Origin of the sequence: Aquimarina sp. RZ0 (assembly GCF_008370685.1) — a bacterium.
Classification (GTDB): Bacteria; Bacteroidota; Bacteroidia; order Flavobacteriales; family Flavobacteriaceae; genus Aquimarina.
On the sequence record NZ_VTZU01000046.1, the window covers coordinates 36,352 to 54,490 of the forward strand.

The window sequence follows — 18,139 nt, forward strand, 5'->3', positions numbered from 1 at the left end:
ATATAACCAATAAGAAAAAGTGTAAACCACTGGATTTGGTTCAACAATAATATAAAAATTACTATGAAGGTATTTTACAATAGCATATTTCTAGGTGTTTTGGTGTTTATCATTTTTTCTTGTAATAAAGTAAACGATAATCATCTAAAAGTAAAGAAAAATAATGTAACAAAATTTGTAGACCCTTTTATAGGTACAGGAGGTCACGGTCATACATACCCCGGAGCAACAGTACCGTTTGGAATGGTACAGGTAAGTCCTGATAACGGTATTTCAGATTGGGATTGGTGTTCGGGATATCATTATTCTGATTCTATAACCGTTGGTTTTAGTCACCTGCATCTCAGTGGTACTGGGATTGGGGATCTCACTGATATCAGACTAATGCCCATCAATAAAAAAGTAGATTTATCTGTTCCGATGATATCTAGGGATGATATCCCTTATAGCTCTAAATATACGCATATCAATGAAAATGCAACGCCAGGCTATTATAGTGTATTATTAGAAGATCATGGGATTCAAGTAGAAGTGACTGCGGATATCAGAACTGCTTTTCATCGATATGTCTATGAAAAAGGAGATATGCAATCTTTGATTTTGGATCTGGGATATACAACCAACTGGGATAAAACAGTACAGTCAAAAATAATGGTAGAAGATAAGTTTACTGTTTCAGGCTATAGATACAGTACTGGATGGGCCAAAAATCAAAAAGTATTTTTTGTAGCCCAGTTTTCAAAATCTATACGTGGATATGATCTTTATAAAGATTCCAAGATCATAAAAAATGAAAAAAGCGCAGAAGGTATACATACAGCTTCGCAATTTTTTTTTAATAAAGGAACAAAAGATCAATTAGAGGTCAACGTGGGCGTTTCTTCTGTGAGTATCGAAAATGCAAAAGAAAATATTTCAGATTATAAAAATAATTTTGAATTTGATAAAGTAAAAGAAAATGCGACTAAATCCTGGGAAAAATCACTTTCTTCCATAAAGGTTGAAACAAAAAGGGATACGCTAAAAACCATTTTTTATACGGCTTTGTACCATACACAGATAGCTCCTGTCACCTATAGTGATGTTAATGGAGCGTTTAGAAAAGAAAATGATAGTATTGTCATTGCCAAAGGGTATACCGCATATTCTACACTGTCACTGTGGGATACCTTTAGATCTGAACATCCCTTGCTCATATTTTTGGCACCAGATAAAGTTTCAGATATTATCCATTCTATGATAGCATATTACCAGGAGACAAAGGTGTTGCCGGTTTGGACTCTATATGCAAATGAAACGAATACGATGACAGGGTATCACTCGGTTTCTGTCATTGCAGAAGCGTATCTAAAAGGGATCAAAGGTTTTGATATAGAAGTAGCATATGAAGCTATGAAACAAACAATGATGCAAGATGATCGAGGGTTGAAGTTGTATAAAGAATATGGATATATACCGTATAATCTGTTAGACGAATCCGTGACTATTACCTTAGAGTATGCATATAACGATTGGTGTATTGCCCAAGTAGCCATGGCATTAGGGAAAGAAGAAGACTATACGTATTTTATAAAACGCTCAGAAGCATATAAGCATCTTTTTGATCCTGAAACTGGTTTTATGAGAGGTAAAGCTAAGGATGGAAAGAGCTGGCATATGCCTTTTGATCCTAAGTTTTCTGCTCATAGGGTGCATGCGGATTATACAGAAGGAAATGCCTGGCAACATAGTTGGTTTGTACCACACAATGTAGAAGGACTCATCAAATTATATGGAGGTGAAACTACATTCGTAACAAAACTAGAACAGTTATTTACTGAAGATTCTGAAATTACAGGAGATAATATCTCTGCGGATATATCAGGGTTAATAGGGCAATATGCCCATGGGAATGAACCGAGCCACCATATAGCATATATGTTCAATAAAGCAAAGGCTCCCTGGAAAACCCAGTATTGGGTAAATAAAATAGTAAAAACACAATATAATACTTCTCCTAATGGATTAAGCGGGAATGAAGATTGTGGGCAGATGTCTGCCTGGTATATCTTTAGTTCGTTGGGGATTTATCCTATGAATCCAGCATCTGGAGAATACCAGATAGGAAGCCCCCTTTTTGAAAAGGCAACGATTCAGTTACCCAATAATGTCCTTTTTAATATAGAAGCAGAAAATGTTTCAGATAAAAACATATATATCCAGTCTGCAACATTAAATAAAAAAGAATTGAATCGAACCTATATTACACATCAGGAATTATTAAAAGGAGGGACATTACATTTTATAATGGGAGCAGCTCCTAATAAGAGTTGGGGTGTAGCACAATAACAAATACTTAATGAACTTAGCGACCATTGATATTATAATCATTCTATGTTATCTTATTAGTATTCTTTTTTTTGGATTTTATGTTGCCAGACGAGCATCAAAAGATATGAAATCTTATTTTCTGGGAAGTAACGAAATTCCCTGGTATTACCTTGGTTTGTCTAATGCTTCTGGGATGTTTGATATATCGGGTACGATGTGGGCAGTGACTGCGATGTTTGTATATGGGGTCAAAAGCGCTTGGCTACCCTGGTTATGGCCTGTATGGAATCAGGTTTTTATGATGGTTTTTTTAGCCGCATGGTTACGGAGATCCAAGGTAATGACCGGAGCGCAATGGATTACCTATAGATTTGGGACAGATCTGGGAGCACGTTTGTCTCATATTATCGTAACGGTGTTTGCCATTATAAGTACATTGGGGTTTATTGCCTATTTTTTTGAAGGAATTGGAAAATTTGCAATTATCTTTTTCCCCTGGGATTTATCTTTTGGTATAGGGTCTGTAACGATTTCTTCTCAGCAAGCATATGCACTCATCATTATCATCATTACCACCATATATACATTAAAAGGAGGTATGTATAGCGTAGTAGGTACAGAAGTAATACAGTTTGTAATCATGACAATTTCTTGCTTTGTAATCGGATATATAGCATATACTTCAGTAACAGCAGCGCAAATAACCAAGGCTGTTCCTCAAAATTGGGAAAACTTATTCTTTGGTATGGAAATGGATTTAGATTGGACAGGTTATATAGATAGTGTGAATACAAAAATAGAAGAAGATGGATTTTCACTCTTTGGTTTTTTGTTTATGATGATGATTTTCAAAGGTATTTTTGCTAGTTTGGCAGGTCCTGTTCCCAGTTATGATATGCAACGGGTATTGTCTACAAAAAACGAAGTAGCTGCATCAAAAATGAGTGCTTTGACCATTGTTGTATTATCTATACCTCGTTATTTAATGATTACAGGATTTGCAGTTTTAGGGTTGGTGTATCTCGGTCCGGAACTACAAGCAGAAACCGGAATAGATTTTGAAACCATATTACCATTAGCAATTCAGCGTTTTGTGCCTGTAGGTCTAAAAGGGTTGTTGCTTGCAGGATTATTAGCTGCATTTATGGGAACCTTTGCCGCCTTTATAAATGCAACACCCGCTTATCTGGTAAATGATATTTATAAAAAGTATATAAAACCAGAAGCGAGTAATAGGACCTATATGCGATTCAGTTATCTGTCCTCTGTACTTATTGTAGGGATAGGATTATTATTTGGCTTTTTTGCGTCGTCAATAAATACCCTTACGGTGTGGTTAACGTCGGCATTGTATGGCGGATATGCTGCAGCAAATGTGCTGAAATGGATTTGGTGGCGGTTTAATTCTTATGGGTATTTTGGCGGGATGTTGGCAGGTTTAATTGCAGCCAGTATTGTTCCTGGTTTTTTCCCGGAAACATCAGTGATCTATCTATTCCCAATAATATTGCTCATTTCCTTTACAGGATGCTTTTTAGGAGTATATTTAAGGAAACCAGATGATATGGAAGTCTTGAAAAATTTCTATAAAACAACAAGGCCTTGGGGTTTTTGGAAACCAATATATGATGAGTTAAAAAAAGAAGATCCTGAAATGCTAAAAAATAAAGATTTTTGGAAAGATACTTTTAATTGTATAATAGGTATTATTTGGCAAATGACTTTTGTGTTGATTCCTGTATACTTGCTAATTAAAGAATATATGCAGTTAAGCATCGTAGTTATTGTAATGATAGTAACATCCATAGTTTTAAAACAAACATGGTATAATAAGATAAAAAAAGGAGTAAGGTAAAAATCAAGATATGGAATTTAGTAAAAAAGATTTTTAAAAATCAATTAACCAAATACTTTATTTATGAAAACACACAAACGTATGTATCGACAATTATTACTATTTTTATTACTAGTTGTTAGTAGCCCTTTATTAAGTCAGGAATCAGCAATATATGCGGGAGGACCGATTTATAATAATAGGAACTCTTCTATTAATGAATTGCGAAACTCAGGATTTACTACTGTTATCGTATGGACTATTCATATAGAATCTAATGGAGATTTAGGGTTTAATGGAGAATTTCCTCTAGTTCAAAATGGAGTGTATGTAGGCGATCAATCATATCCAAATTTCCCTTCGGATATAGCCTTGCTAAAAACAGCTCCTACTTCTATCAATAGGATTGAATTTGGGCTTGCTGCGGCAGGATCAGGAACTTTTGCTGCAGTTCAGAATTTTTATAACTCAGAAGGATTTGGACCCGGGACTACATTATATAAAAATTTTGATGCGCTCAAAGCTGCTATTCCTGGTATTGATGCTTTTAATAATGACGATGAAACTACATACCACGCACCATCAGCCGTAGCATTTACAAAAATGCTGGCAGGGCTAGGGTTTAAAAATGCAATAGTACCGTATCGCAATAGCAGTTTTTGGCGCACTTTGGTCAATGAGGTGAATGCTGCATATCCGGGAAATATAGATAGAAATTATTTGCAATGTTATGCAGGAGGTAGTAGAAATAATCCTTGTTCATCTACCTGGGATTTTGGGATACCGGTTTTTCCTGGTTTATGGGGAGGGTCAGGACAATCTAGTGTATCCAGTGTAGAAAGCAGGATGAATTCCTGGCAGAATAACTGTGGGATCACAGGAGGTTTTATGTGGATTTATGATGATTTTGATAATAGCCCATCTGTAGCAGCATATGCTGGGGCGATTAATAACGCCCTTTCTCCAGGGAGTGTTCCGGGAGTTGCTAGCATACCTAATCCTTCTAATGGAACATCAAATATAAATATAAACACTGCACTCAACTGGTCAGCAGGAGCAGGAGCCAGTTCTCATAATGTATATTTCGGAACAAGTTCTTCATTAGGATCAGCAGATTTTAAAGGAAATCAGTCTAATACTACTTTTATTCCAGAAACCTTAGATACAGCTACTACTTATTATTGGAGGATAGATGAGCTTAATTCTTTAGGAACGACTACAGGCTTAGTTTGGAGTTTCACTACGGATGCATCAACTTCTGTAGATCATACAGACCCTGTGGGTACTGGAACTATTACAGCCCGGGCACAAATCAATGCTGTAGAAAGCGCAAATAGAGCTTTTGATAATTTATATGCAAGTGGTATACAAAATATCAATTGGAGTAAGTGGTTAGATAATGGAGGAGTTCCCAGTATCTCTAATCCCAGTTGGATTCAGATTGAGTTACCTGCGGCAGTTATCGTAAACAAAATTGCCATTACCAGTGCGAATGATGTACCTGATAGAGACCCACAGGATTTTGCAATTCAAGGGTCTAATGATGGTGTTAATTGGACAATAATAAACAGTTGGTCAGGACAAAACTGGGCGAATCGTTTTGAACGTAAAGAATTGAGTTTTATAAACACGAATTTCTTTACATTCTACCGCATCAATATGACTAAGAATAGAGGTAATATAAATATGACACAGTTATGTGAGATCGAACTTTTTGGTCCGGCAGGAAGCTCTAATCATCCATCAGGTTGCACAGATTGCATAGGTTTTAATACAATTACACTGGATTCATATTCGAATCAGGATATAGATGGGACTCATGCTATTCAAGATAATGGGGGCACCGCTCATTTGATAAATAATACCTGGAAGCGTTCAATAAATGCGTATACAATAACCGCAAATACCGTGATAGAGTTTGAGTTCAGAAGTACTAATGAAGGAGAAATTCATGGAATTGGATTTGACGAAGACAATTCGATAAGTAGTAATAGAATTTTTAAACTGCACGGTACCCAAAACTGGGGTATCCGGGCGTATGATAATTATAATAATATTGGAAATTATAAAACCTATACCATACCCGTTGGAAATTCATATACAGGAAATGCTATGAATCTGGTTCTTGTTAACGATAATGATGGCGGCAATGGTAATAATAGTTTTTTCAAAAACATAAGAATATATGAAACTTCAAGAACAGCAATTACCCCAGAACCTTATTATAATGAGATTGTTAATGAATTCGATGATGAATCAATAAAGAAGTTAGATAAAAGTACTCTGAAAGTGTATCCAAATCCTTTTACTGCGCAAGTGATATTGAGACTGCCAGAAAACCATCAATTTAGTAAAGCAGGAATTTATGCTATTTCGGGACAGTTACTAATAGAGAAAAATATTGATTCAAAGAATAATATTATAAATTTTAATACACTGGAAGAATTGAATAAAGGTGTATTTATTATAAAAATAGAAAGCAGCACAGACACTATTTTATATAAATTAATTAAAGAATAAGCTATAAGTATGCTACTGTTTAATAACCTACGTGTTGAATAGTAGCATTGCATAACTAAAAAAATAAAAGTGTGAAAAGCAAAATTCCGTGGCAGGATAAACCTAAAGAATCTAATGATGTGATCTGGAGGTATACTAAGAACCCAATAATACAAAGAGATGCAATACCAACAGCTAATAGTATTTTTAATAGTGCTGTTGTTCCCTTTAATGATGGGTTTGCTGGTGTTTTCAGGTGTGATAATAAAGCGGTACAGATGAATATTTTTGTAGGTTTTAGTGCAGATGGAATTGATTGGAAAATAAATCATGAACCTATTATCATGCAAGAAGGAAATACGGAGATGATTACTTCTGAGTATAAGTATGATCCTCGCGTAACTTTTATTGAAGATCGATATTGGATTACCTGGTGTAATGGATATTTTGGACCAACAATAGGTATAGCGTATACATTTGATTTTATTGAATTTTTTCAATGCGAAAATGCATTTTTGCCTTTCAATAGGAATGGAGTTTTATTTCCAGAAAAGATCCAGGGTAACTATGCAATGTTAAGTAGACCCAGTGATAATGGACATACTCCTTTTGGAGATATTTTTATAAGCTATAGCCCAGATATGAAATATTGGGGAGCACATAGAAATGTAATGCAGGTAACTCCTTTTGAAGAGAGTGCCTGGCAATGTACAAAAATAGGTGCAGGATCAGTACCTTTTCTTACAGAAGAAGGCTGGTTGATGTTTTATCACGGAGTGATTAATACCTGCAATGGATTTAGATATGCTATGGGAGCAGCAATTTTGGATACGCAGTGTCCTGAGATCGTAAAATATAGAACAAAACCATATCTTTTATCTCCTTCGGTTTTTTATGAGCAGGTAGGAGATGTTCCTAATGTAATATTTCCTTGTGCGACTCTACAGGATATAGCACAAGATAAAACAGCAATTTATTATGGAGCAGCAGATACAGTAGTTGCCTTAGCATTTGGGAGAATAAGCGAAATTATTAAGTTTACTAAAGAAAATACGATATAAGATGACCAGTATTAGTTTTGAGTATTCCAGATCAGGTAAACAAATAAAAATGTTTTGTGCCTTGTGTGTCCTTTTTATAGGACTAGTTTGCGATGCTCAAACTATACCAGAATCATATATAGCATATTATACTACAGAACCTATTACAATTGATGGAGTGCCATCAGAAGAGGCTTGGAAAAAAGTAAGACCAACAACTCCATTTATAGATATAGAAGGAAAAAAAATACCTAAGTATGAAACCTCTGTAAAAATATTGTGGAATGATACCTATGTTTATTTTTTTGCAGAACTCGAAGAACCACACGTATGGGGGAATCTAAAACAGAGAGATACAATTATTTATCAAAATAATGATTTTGAAATTTTTATAGATCCTGATAATGATACACAGAATTATTATGAGTTTGAGATCAACGCTTTAAATACACTTTGGGATTTATTTCTTACAAAACCGTACAGAGAAGGAACTCCGGTACTTAATGATTGGGATGCAAATGGGTTTCAATCTTCGGTAAAAGTACACGGCACATTAAATAACCCGAAGGATGCGGATAAGGGCTGGTCTATCGAAATAGCAATTCCTTTTAAAGTTTTCAGAACATCTTATTTTGATCAAAATATTCCTAAGGATACATTCTGGAGAGTAAATTTTTCAAGAGTACACTGGGATTTTAAACTTGAGAATAATAGATATTACCGAAAAAAGGATGATAAAGGAAACATCAAACCTGAATACAATTGGGTGTGGTCTCCAATAGGAGTAATTAATATGCACCGACCAGAAGACTGGGGATATGTATACTTCTCTTCAAAAAAAGCAGGAGAAAAAGATGAATTCAAAATACCAGAAGATGAAAAAGTAAAAGATATTCTGTATCAATTGTATCGACAGCAAAAAGAATATTATAAAAAAAATAATCAGTGGGCTACGAGTTTTTCAGAATTATCAAACGCAGATGGTTATGTAGAAAACAATAAACTGATACGAACGATAGAAAATCATCAAACTGGTTTTAATATTAGTGCGATTAGCCCTTACACAAAACGGTTGTTTGTTATAAAAGAAGATGGTAAAATTATTCAAAAAACAGATTGAATTAAGTATGAGAATGATTAAAAGTATAGTACTGTGCATTAGCTGTTTTGTTGTGAGTTGTACATCAAAAGAAAAGGAGGTAAAGAAGGCAAGTGAAGTTATAACCGAAATACCTGCAGCACCATTTAAATACTGGACCTGGATAACAGCAGATACTACAAGATCAAAAGAAGAATATAAGGCTGAGTTTAAAAAATATAGAGTAAATGGGATAGATGCAGTATTGATTAACACACTGGCGAATCCTGAAGTTCTAAAAAAACTAACCCCTTTGGCGACAAAAGAAGGGTTAGAAGTCCATGCCTGGATGTTTACTATGAATAGACCAGATGATGCTATTGCCTTACAACATCCAGAGTGGTATGCTGTAAGCAAAGAAGGAAATTCATGTTTTGACACGCGACCTTATATAGATTATTACCAATGGTTATGTCCAACAAGAAAAGAATCCCGAGATCATATTTTGAGATTAGTCGAAAATTTGGCAAAGGTTGAAGGAATAACAAGTGTACATCTGGATTATATACGATATTCAGATATATTTTTACCTATAGGATTATTACCAAAATATAACCTGAAGCAAGATACAGAATTACCAGAGTTTGATTTTTGTTACTGTGATGTCTGTATACGCACATTTCAGAAAATACATCATAAAAACCCTAAAGAGAGTGTGAATACTGCTGTCGATATAGAATGGAAACAATTTAGGCTTACACAGATAAAAAAAGTAGTAGATGAAGCCTATGAGATAGTACATAGATACAATAAAAAATTGACGGCTGCTGTATTTCCGTATCCGGAAATGGCAGATCATATGGTAAGACAGCGCTGGGATAAATGGAATTTAGATGAGGTGTTGCCTATGATATATCACAATTTTTATAATGAAGAAGTTGATTGGATTGGTTTTGCTACCAGACAAGGAGTAAAAGATCTTATAGGAAAACAAACCAAATTGCATACAGGTATTTATTTGCCGCCGATGAGTACAGGAGATGTTACCAAAGCAATACAATTAGCAAAGGATAATGGAGCGGCAGGAATCTCATTTTATGATGGAAATGCAATTACAGAAGAACAATTTGAAGCGATAAAAACTTCTAAGAAATGATAGTACTATACTCTGAGAGATGAATTAAAGATTAGATGGATACATGAACTATAAAATAAGTTATTTACATATTATTTTACTGTTTCTTCTTTGGTCTTGTAAAAAAGAATCAAAACAAAATAATGATTTAATAGAAGAAATATCGATGACTACCTATGTAAATCCATTTATTGGGACAGATGGTCCGGGGAATACTTATCCCGGAGCTACACTCCCTTTTGGGATGGTGCAATTAAGCCCGGATATAGGAATACCTGGATGGGATAGGATAGCAGGGTATTATTATAAAGACTCTATTATTAGTGGATTTTCTCATACACATCTTACCGGTACCGGAGCGGGAGATTTATACGATATTTTGGTAATGCCTACAAACAGTAAATTTTCAAAAAAAATAAAAAATAATAACTACAAACCCTTTTCGACATATACTCATGATAGAGAAAATGCTTCTCCGGGATACTATACGGTAGATTTATTAGATTATAATATCAAAGCAGAATTAACCACAACAAATAGAGTAGGAATACATAGATATACATTTCCTAAAGATTCTGCTACAGCGATTCATGTAGATCTGGGTTATGCCATAAATTGGGATAAGGCTACAGACACTTATATAGAAAAAGTGAATGATTCTACCATACAGGGATACCGGATGTCGACAGGATGGGCAAAGGATCAGCGTATATATTTTGTAATGCAGTTTTCAAAACCATATCAAAAATATTCAGTATTTAAGAACGATACAATCACTACGTTACCTGTACAAGGAGCGGATACTAAAATAATACTCCAGTATGATACAGAAGAAGGAGAACAAATAGTGATAAAGACAGGGATTTCTACTGCTGGTTTTGAGGGAGCTAAGCAATCCTTGCTGAAAGAAACTTCAGATTTTAATTTTGATAAGTATCAGAAGAAAGCGCAACAAGTATGGGAAAAAGAATTACAAAAAATAAAGATTGTCACAGCTGATAAAAATAAGAAGCATATCTTTTACACCATGATGTATCAATCCATGTTAGCACCTACACTATTAAGTGACGCTAACGGAGATTATAAGGGAGCCAACGACACGATTACAAAAGCCAGAGGGTTTAATCGGTACGATACTTTTTCTTTATGGGATACTTTTAGAGCAGCACATCCACTCCATACTATTATTCAAAAAGAACGCGTATCCGATATGATACAATCACTATTAGCACATTATATAGAAACAGGAATACTACCGGTATGGTCTATGCAGGGTAATGAAACCAATATGATGATAGGGTATCACGCCGTCCCGGTAATTGTAGATGCATATTTTAAAGGTTTTGAGTTTGATACAGAATTGGCTTTTAATGCTTGTATAAAAAGTGCGATGGTCGATGATAGACAAATAGATATTTATAAGAAACTAGGATACGTCCCAACAGGAGAAGATCATGAAAACTGGTCCGTATCAAAGACGATGGAGTATGCTTATGACGATTGGTGTATTGCCATGTTTGCAAAAGACCTGGGGAAAGAAGAAGTGTATACCTATTTTCTAAAACGCTCTGAAAACTGGAAGAACCTCTATAATGATAAAAGATCATGGCTGCAGCCAAAAGATATTGAAGGGAATTTTGTAGAACCTTTTGTCCCAAAGGAATATACACCCTATTTCTGCGAAAGTAATGCTTGGCAGTATTATTGGTTTGTTCCTCAGGATATTGATGGATTGATTAAAAAAACCGGAGGTGAAGAACGGTTTTCAGAAAAATTAGACTCCATGTTTTCTTATAGGTCTACTTCTGGAGATAAGCTACCTATATTTAGTACAGGTATGATAGGACAATATGTACATGGTAATGAGCCGAGTCACCACATTGCTTACTTATATAACTATGTACAAAAACCCTCAAAAACACAAGAACTTACCAGACGTATTCTCGAAGAACAATATAAAAATGAACCTAATGGTCATTGTGGCAATGAGGATTGTGGGCAAATGTCATCCTGGTATATTTTTAGTGCCCTGGGGTTTTATCCAGTAAATCCTGCACAAGGAGTGTACATGTTGACGTCTCCATTATTTGAGAAATCAGAACTACAGATATCCGATACGACTACGCTTAGTATCAAAGCAAATAACCTTTCTGATAAAAACATATATATACAAAAAGTCATGCTTAATGATAAAGAAGTAAAAAGACCATTTATTACCCATCAGGAAATTATAAAAGGAGGAACTCTAGAATTTGATATGAGTGACTTACCCAATGACACTATTTTTTCGGAAGGAACATTACCTAAAATAAACAGCATATACAAATGAATAAAAATACAATTCAATATCAATTTCTGACCGTATTTTTGGCATTGACCTTTTTTGGTTGTACAACCAAAAAGAACACGAAAGAAGAGACCGTGGCGATTATAAAAAAGAAAGGCGTAGCAGTAGTTATAAAACCCATTGTTATTTCTACCTGGAATCACGGGATTCCTGCTAATGAGGAGGCCTGGAAGATATTAGATGCAGGAGGAAAAGCACTTGATGCAGTAGAAAAAGGTGTTAGAACGGCAGAAGCAAATCCCGAAATCCAGACTGTAGGACTAGGTGGCTTTCCTGATAGAGAAGGTAATGTCACCCTTGATGCCTGTATTATGGATCATCAGAGTAATTGTGGATCCGTGTCTTTTTTACAGCATATTAAACATCCCATCTCTGTAGCCAGAAAAGTGATGGAAGAAACTCCACATATCATGCTTACCGGAGAAGGAGCCTTGCAATTTGCATTAGAACAGGGATTTAAGAAAGAAGAATTACTTACACCGGCATCTAAAAAAGCCTATGAAGAATGGTTACAAAAAACAGACTATAAGCCAGTTATCAATATAGAAAATCATGATACAATTAGTATGTTGGCATTGGATGAAGACGGGAATCTATCAGGTGCTTGCACAACCAGTGGAGCAGCCTGGAAAATGCATGGTAGGGTTGGAGATTCTCCTATAATCGGATCGGGGTTGTTTTTGGATAATGAGATAGGAGCAGCAGCTGCAACAGGATTAGGTGAAGCGGTGATCAGAACAGCTGGCAGTGCAATGGTTGTAGAATTAATGCGACAAGGCAAATCACCATATCAAGCTTGTAAAGAGGTAGTAGAACGGATCTATAAAGTACATAAAAACCATTCGGATTTAGCATATCTGCAAGTTGGATTTATAGCATTAAATAAAAATGGAGAGTATGGTTCGTATTGCCTGCGTCCTGGTTTTAATTTTGCTATAAAAAGTAAAGAAGTAAATAATAAACTGATAGATGCTGATTTCAAAATAAAATAAGATGACTAACGCTCGATGTATTACAATATTTTTTGGTTACCTTTTTTTGATGTGCTCCTGTAATCAAGAACCAGAAATAATTAAAACAGTAAACGAGTCTAAAAAAGAGACAGAAATAAGTTTAACCGATTATGTCAACCCTTTGATGGGTACTGATTCTGCATTTGATTTATCAAACGGAAATACTTATCCGGCAATTGCTACTCCATGGGGGATGAATTTCTGGACACCAATGACCTCTAAAATGGGAGATGGATGGACCTATAAGTATGATGAAAATACAATAAGAGGTATTAAGCAAACGCACCAACCGAGCCCCTGGATCAATGATTATGCTGCTTTTTCGCTAATGGCTGTTACCGGAAAGCTCAAATATAAAGAAGAAGAGAGAGCTTCCTGGTTTTCTCATAAGGCAGAAACTGTAAAACCACATTATTATAGCGTATACCTTGCGGATTATGATGTGACAGCCGAGGTGGCTCCTACAGAACGCGCTGCTCATTTTAGGTTTACTTTTCCTGAGAAAGAAGAATCGTTTATCCTACTAGATGCTTTTTTTAAAGGTTCTATGGTAAAAATTATTCCGGAAGAACGAAAAATAATTGGGTACTGTAGAAATAATAGCGGAGGAGTACCAGATAATTTTCATAACTATTTTGTAGCAGAATTTGATAAAGATTTCAACGTAAGTCACACTTGGGGAAATGACTGGAAATTTCTAGAGAATTCAAAAGAAAATAAAGGAGAGCATGTAGGTGCAATTATTGGGTTTAACACAAAAAAAGGAGAAGCTGTACACGTAAAAGTAGCCTCTTCTTTTATCAGTCCGGAGCAAGCACAGGTAAACCTCAATCGGGAAATAGGAGAAGATACATTTGATGAAACCCTGACAAAAGCCAAGAATACTTGGGAAAAAGAACTGAATAAAATCCAGATAGAAAGCGATAACACAGAGCAAATAAAAACGTTTTATTCTTGTCTTTATAGAGTATTACTTTTCCCCAGAAAGTTTTACGAATTCAATAAAAAAAATGAAGTAATACATTATAGTCCATATAATGGGGAAGTATTGCTAGGGTATATGTTTACAGACAATGGTTTTTGGGATACATTCAGAGCCGTATTTCCTTTTTTTAATATGATGTATCCAGAATTGAACGGACATATAATGCAGGGATTGGCAAATACCTATAAAGAATCCGGGTGGCTTCCTGAATGGGCAAGTCCCGGACATCGCGATTGTATGATAGGATCAAACTCTGCACCTATTATTGTAGATGCATTTTTAAAAGGCGTTCCAGACATAGATACAGAAACGTTATTCGAAGCGATTATTAAAAACACAACCACAACATCAGGAAGACCGTTGTCTAATGGTAATGAAATACGTTCTGTAGGTAGAGAAGGTCTCGACTATTATAATAAATTGGGATATGTGCCTTATGATGTGAAGATTAACGAAAACGCTGCGAGAACACTCGAGTATGCATATGCTGATTTTACGATTGCAAAGATGGCAGAAAAGCTAGGGAAAAATGATATTGCAAAAAAGTTCTACAAGCGATCCCTAAATTATAAAAACCTATATGATCCATCCACGCAATTAATGCGCGGAAAAAACAAAGATGGAAGTTTCCAGACTCCTTTTAATCCTTTAAAATGGGGAGATGCCTTTACAGAAGGGAATAGTCTGCATTATACTTGGTCTGTTTTTCATGATATTGAAGGCTTGATTCAACTTATGGGAGGGACATCACAGTTCGAAAAGCAACTGGATCGCGTATTTACAATGCCACCAGATTTTGATGCTTCGTACTATGGATTTACCATCCACGAGATTCGAGAAATGCAAATCGTTAATATGGGTAATTATGCACACGGTAATCAGCCTATCCAGCATATGATTTACTTATATAATTATGCGAATGCAGCACACAAAACTCAGGAGAAGGTCAGAGAAGTAATGGATAAACTATATACTGCCACACCAGATGGATATTGTGGAGACGAAGATAACGGACAAACATCTGCCTGGTATGTGTTCAGTGCTTTAGGATTTTATCCGGTAACACCTGGAGTTGATCAATATGTGATTGGAAGTCCATTGTTTAAGAAAGCAATCATTACATTAGAGAACGGAAATAAGTTTACGATCAATGCTCCGGATAATACCAAAGAAAATGTGTATATACAATCCGCGATATTGAACGGAGCTGCTTATGATAAGACATATCTAAATTTTAAAACGATTCAGAATGGAGGAGAATTACATTTTAACCTGAGTAATATCCCTAATAAAAATTGGGCAGCTACAGAAGACGCAGTACCGTATTCATTGAGCAAAGAATAATCGTATATAAGAGGCGCATCATAGGGTTCTAAATCGATGAGGTCTTAATTAATAAAATTAGAAAATATGCCTTTTACTATTTTCAGAAGCAACTGTTGTTTACAACTAATTCTATGCTTTATAGTATTTTCATGTTCTGAAACTAAAAATAAAAAAGAGAACGTACCAGAAAAAATAGTACGGGACAGTAACATAAAAGACTATACGTACTATGTAAATCCATTTATAGGAACCTCCAATTTTGGAGCAACAAATCCAGGTTCTATAGCTGTACGTGGCATGGTAAGTGTATCCCCATTTAATGTAGCAGGAAAGCAAAATTTACCATTAGAAAAAGACAGTCGCTGGCTGTCTACACCATATATTTATGAAAATAAATTCTTAACAGGATTCAGTCATATTAATCTAAGTGGAGTAGGGTGTCCGGATTTGGGAGTTATTTTGGCAATGCCAACAACAGGAGTAATAGAAACGGATCATTCACGATATGGGTCAACATATGCCGATGAAGTATCAAAAGTTGGGTATTATTCAACTATGTTGGATAAGTACCAGATAAAGGTAGAAACAACTGCTAGCACCAGAGTAGGGATAAGTACGTATTCTTTTCCAGAAGGAGATGCTAATATTCTCCTTAATTTGGGATTAGGGCTGACCAATGAACAAGGTGGAATTATAAAAGTAATTTCTCCTACAGAAATAGAAGGAACTCGAACCGTAGGATCCTTTTGTTACTATAAACCAGAAGAAACGTATCCAGTATATTTTGTTGCAAAATTCTCAAAACCTGCAGATGAATTTGGTATCTGGGAGAAGCCAAAAAAATACAAAGGTGTAGAAGCTGAATGGATGAAACACTATAATGGGAAGTTTAGAATCAAAAAAGAATATACAAAAGAAGTTATAGGTGATAGTATTGGTGCATATATGAGATACCATTTTAAGACTCCCACACAAGTAGAAATGAAAATAGGAGTGTCTTATGTAAGTATAGCAAATGCTCGTGAGAATCTGGAAAAAGAAACCGCCAATAAATCGTTTGATCAAATACAAAAGGAAACTAAAGAAAACTGGAATCAATATTTATCAAGAATACAAGTAGAAGGTGGTAAAGAGGAGGATAGAGTAAAATTCTATACAGCCTTATATCACACCTTGATACATCCAAATGTGCTAAATGATGTAAATGGAGAATACCCAAAAATGAAAACACGGGAAACCCTAAAAACAAGTGATACGCGGTACACCGTTTTCTCACTATGGGATACCTATAGGAATTTACATCAGCTAATGACCTTGGTCTATCCAAAACAGCAATCTGATATGATTAAAAGTATGTTGCAGATTTATGATGAAACCGGATGGCTTCCTAAGTGGGAGTTAAATGCAACAGAAACCACAACCATGGTTGGAGATCCTGCGGGAATAGTTATAACAGATAGTTATCTCAAAGGGATACGAGATTTTGATATTAGAAAAGCCTATGAAGCTATGATCAAAAGTGCTGATCAACTTGATAATAATCCACTGCGTCCTGGAATAAAAGAGTATATAGAAAAAGGATACCTCACTACAAAGACAACTCCTAGTGGAGCTGTATCTACCACACAGGAATATAATATTAGTGATTTTTCTATTGCGCAATTAGCAAAAGAACTAGGAAAAGAGTCAGATTATCAGCGTTTTATAAAAAGATCAATATCATATCGAAAACTCTTTGATACAGAATTTAACTTACTAAGACCTAAGAATGAAGATGGAAATTGGTTAACTCCATATAACCCGAATACAGGTGCAAATTTTGTAAAGAACCCTGGTTTTATAGAGGGGAATGCCTGGCAATATACATTTATGGTGCCACACGACATCAAAGGCCTAAAAGAGCTTATGGGGGGCGATCAGCCTTTTAGAGATCAATTACAGAAAGTATTTGATACTAAACAATATGACATGGCGAATGAGCCTGATATGGGATATCCTTTTCTATTTAATTATATCAAAGGAGAAGAATGGAAAACCCAAAAAACAGTAGATGATTTATTAGCAACATATTATAAAAACTCACCAGATGGATTGCCGGGCAATGATGACACAGGTACTATGTCTGCCTGGGCAATATTTTCTATGATTGGGATCTATCCATTGTCACCGGGAGCGCCAGTATATACGTTTAGTAAACCTAAGTTCAAAAAAATAATAATTCATCTGGATCCTGATTATTATCAGAATGACAAATTAGTAATTACGACTGATCAGACGAATACTACAAAATTTATTGATGCAGTAAAAATCAATGATGAAGTGTATGACAGTTTTTTTATTACTCATGAACAATTAATACAGTCAAAAAAAATAAGTTTTTATTTAAAATAACTCATCCGGCTTTACCCTATATGTACTTAATGATAAATACGCCAGCCAGACTGGTTATAATACGATTTACGAATAAAAATTTCGCATCTAATGACATTCTTTTTCTACTATATTTTCTTCATAAAATGAAACAATAGCTATGGCTATTCTTTAATTTGATTCATCAATCTAGCGAAAAATC

The 18,139-nt window shown here is 35.2% G+C and carries 10 protein-coding genes; all 10 read left to right on the forward strand.

The genetic code is table 11. From position 1 onward, the window contains the following. The first annotated feature begins 63 nt into the window (after window positions 1-63). The 10 genes from F0000_RS17525 to F0000_RS17570 all read left to right on the forward strand — a co-directional run bounded on the left by F0000_RS17525 (window position 64) and on the right by F0000_RS17570 (window position 17,958). Entirely contained in the window at window positions 64-2,328 is a 2,265-nt protein-coding gene (locus tag F0000_RS17525; protein ID WP_149626031.1) for a GH92 family glycosyl hydrolase, read from the forward strand. A gap of 10 nt (window positions 2,329-2,338) precedes the next feature. Next, entirely contained in the window at window positions 2,339-4,165 is a 1,827-nt protein-coding gene (locus tag F0000_RS17530; RefSeq protein ID WP_149626032.1) for a sodium:solute symporter family protein, read from the forward strand. A 63-nt stretch (window positions 4,166-4,228) separates the two neighbouring features. After that, entirely contained in the window at window positions 4,229-6,664 is a 2,436-nt protein-coding gene (locus F0000_RS17535; protein ID WP_149626033.1) for a T9SS type A sorting domain-containing protein, read from the forward strand. A 71-nt stretch (window positions 6,665-6,735) separates the two neighbouring features. Beyond that, window positions 6,736-7,704, forward strand: a complete 969-nt coding sequence (locus F0000_RS17540) for a glycoside hydrolase family 130 protein (protein WP_149626034.1) — start codon at window positions 6,736-6,738, stop codon at window positions 7,702-7,704. Window position 7,705: 1 nt separating this feature from the next. Then, window positions 7,706-8,803, forward strand: a complete 1,098-nt coding sequence (locus F0000_RS17545; protein ID WP_255452787.1) for a carbohydrate-binding family 9-like protein — start codon at window positions 7,706-7,708, stop codon at window positions 8,801-8,803. Window positions 8,804-8,810: 7 nt separating this feature from the next. Next, complete coding sequence (locus tag F0000_RS17550) at window positions 8,811-9,917, forward strand: family 10 glycosylhydrolase (protein WP_149626035.1); 1,107 nt, start codon at window positions 8,811-8,813, stop codon at window positions 9,915-9,917. Window positions 9,918-9,960: 43 nt separating this feature from the next. Beyond that, complete coding sequence (locus tag F0000_RS17555; RefSeq protein ID WP_149626036.1) at window positions 9,961-12,225, forward strand: GH92 family glycosyl hydrolase; 2,265 nt, start codon at window positions 9,961-9,963, stop codon at window positions 12,223-12,225. Continuing rightward, entirely contained in the window at window positions 12,222-13,235 is a 1,014-nt protein-coding gene (locus tag F0000_RS17560) for an isoaspartyl peptidase/L-asparaginase family protein (RefSeq protein WP_149626037.1), read from the forward strand. The genes F0000_RS17555 and F0000_RS17560 overlap by 4 nt, the downstream gene beginning before the upstream one ends. A 1-nt stretch (window position 13,236) precedes the next feature. Further along, window positions 13,237-15,585 (forward strand): GH92 family glycosyl hydrolase, encoded by a 2,349-nt coding sequence (locus tag F0000_RS17565; protein ID WP_223148917.1) that lies wholly within the window; start codon window positions 13,237-13,239, stop codon window positions 15,583-15,585. A gap of 66 nt (window positions 15,586-15,651) precedes the next feature. Then, a complete protein-coding gene (locus F0000_RS17570) occupies window positions 15,652-17,958 on the forward strand; it encodes a GH92 family glycosyl hydrolase (RefSeq protein ID WP_149626038.1) in 2,307 nt (768 codons plus the stop codon). Window positions 17,959-18,139 lie beyond the last annotated feature (181 nt).

Excerpts from the sequence above, each read along its gene's own strand:
- F0000_RS17550 (WP_149626035.1), top strand. The coding sequence starts at position 8,811 with ATGAGAATGATTAAAAGTATAGTACTGTGCATTAGCTGTTTTGTTGTG.
- F0000_RS17535 (WP_149626033.1), top strand. The coding sequence starts at position 4,229 with ATGAAAACACACAAACGTATGTATCGACAATTATTACTATTTTTATTA.
- F0000_RS17555 (WP_149626036.1), top strand. The coding sequence starts at position 9,961 with ATGAACTATAAAATAAGTTATTTACATATTATTTTACTGTTTCTTCTT.
- F0000_RS17565 (WP_223148917.1), top strand. The coding sequence starts at position 13,237 with ATGACTAACGCTCGATGTATTACAATATTTTTTGGTTACCTTTTTTTG.
- F0000_RS17570 (WP_149626038.1), top strand. The coding sequence starts at position 15,652 with ATGCCTTTTACTATTTTCAGAAGCAACTGTTGTTTACAACTAATTCTA.
- F0000_RS17560 (WP_149626037.1), top strand. The coding sequence starts at position 12,222 with ATGAATAAAAATACAATTCAATATCAATTTCTGACCGTATTTTTGGCA.
- F0000_RS17545 (WP_255452787.1), top strand. The coding sequence starts at position 7,706 with ATGACCAGTATTAGTTTTGAGTATTCCAGATCAGGTAAACAAATAAAA.
- F0000_RS17525 (WP_149626031.1), top strand. The coding sequence starts at position 64 with ATGAAGGTATTTTACAATAGCATATTTCTAGGTGTTTTGGTGTTTATC.
- F0000_RS17530 (WP_149626032.1), top strand. The coding sequence starts at position 2,339 with ATGAACTTAGCGACCATTGATATTATAATCATTCTATGTTATCTTATT.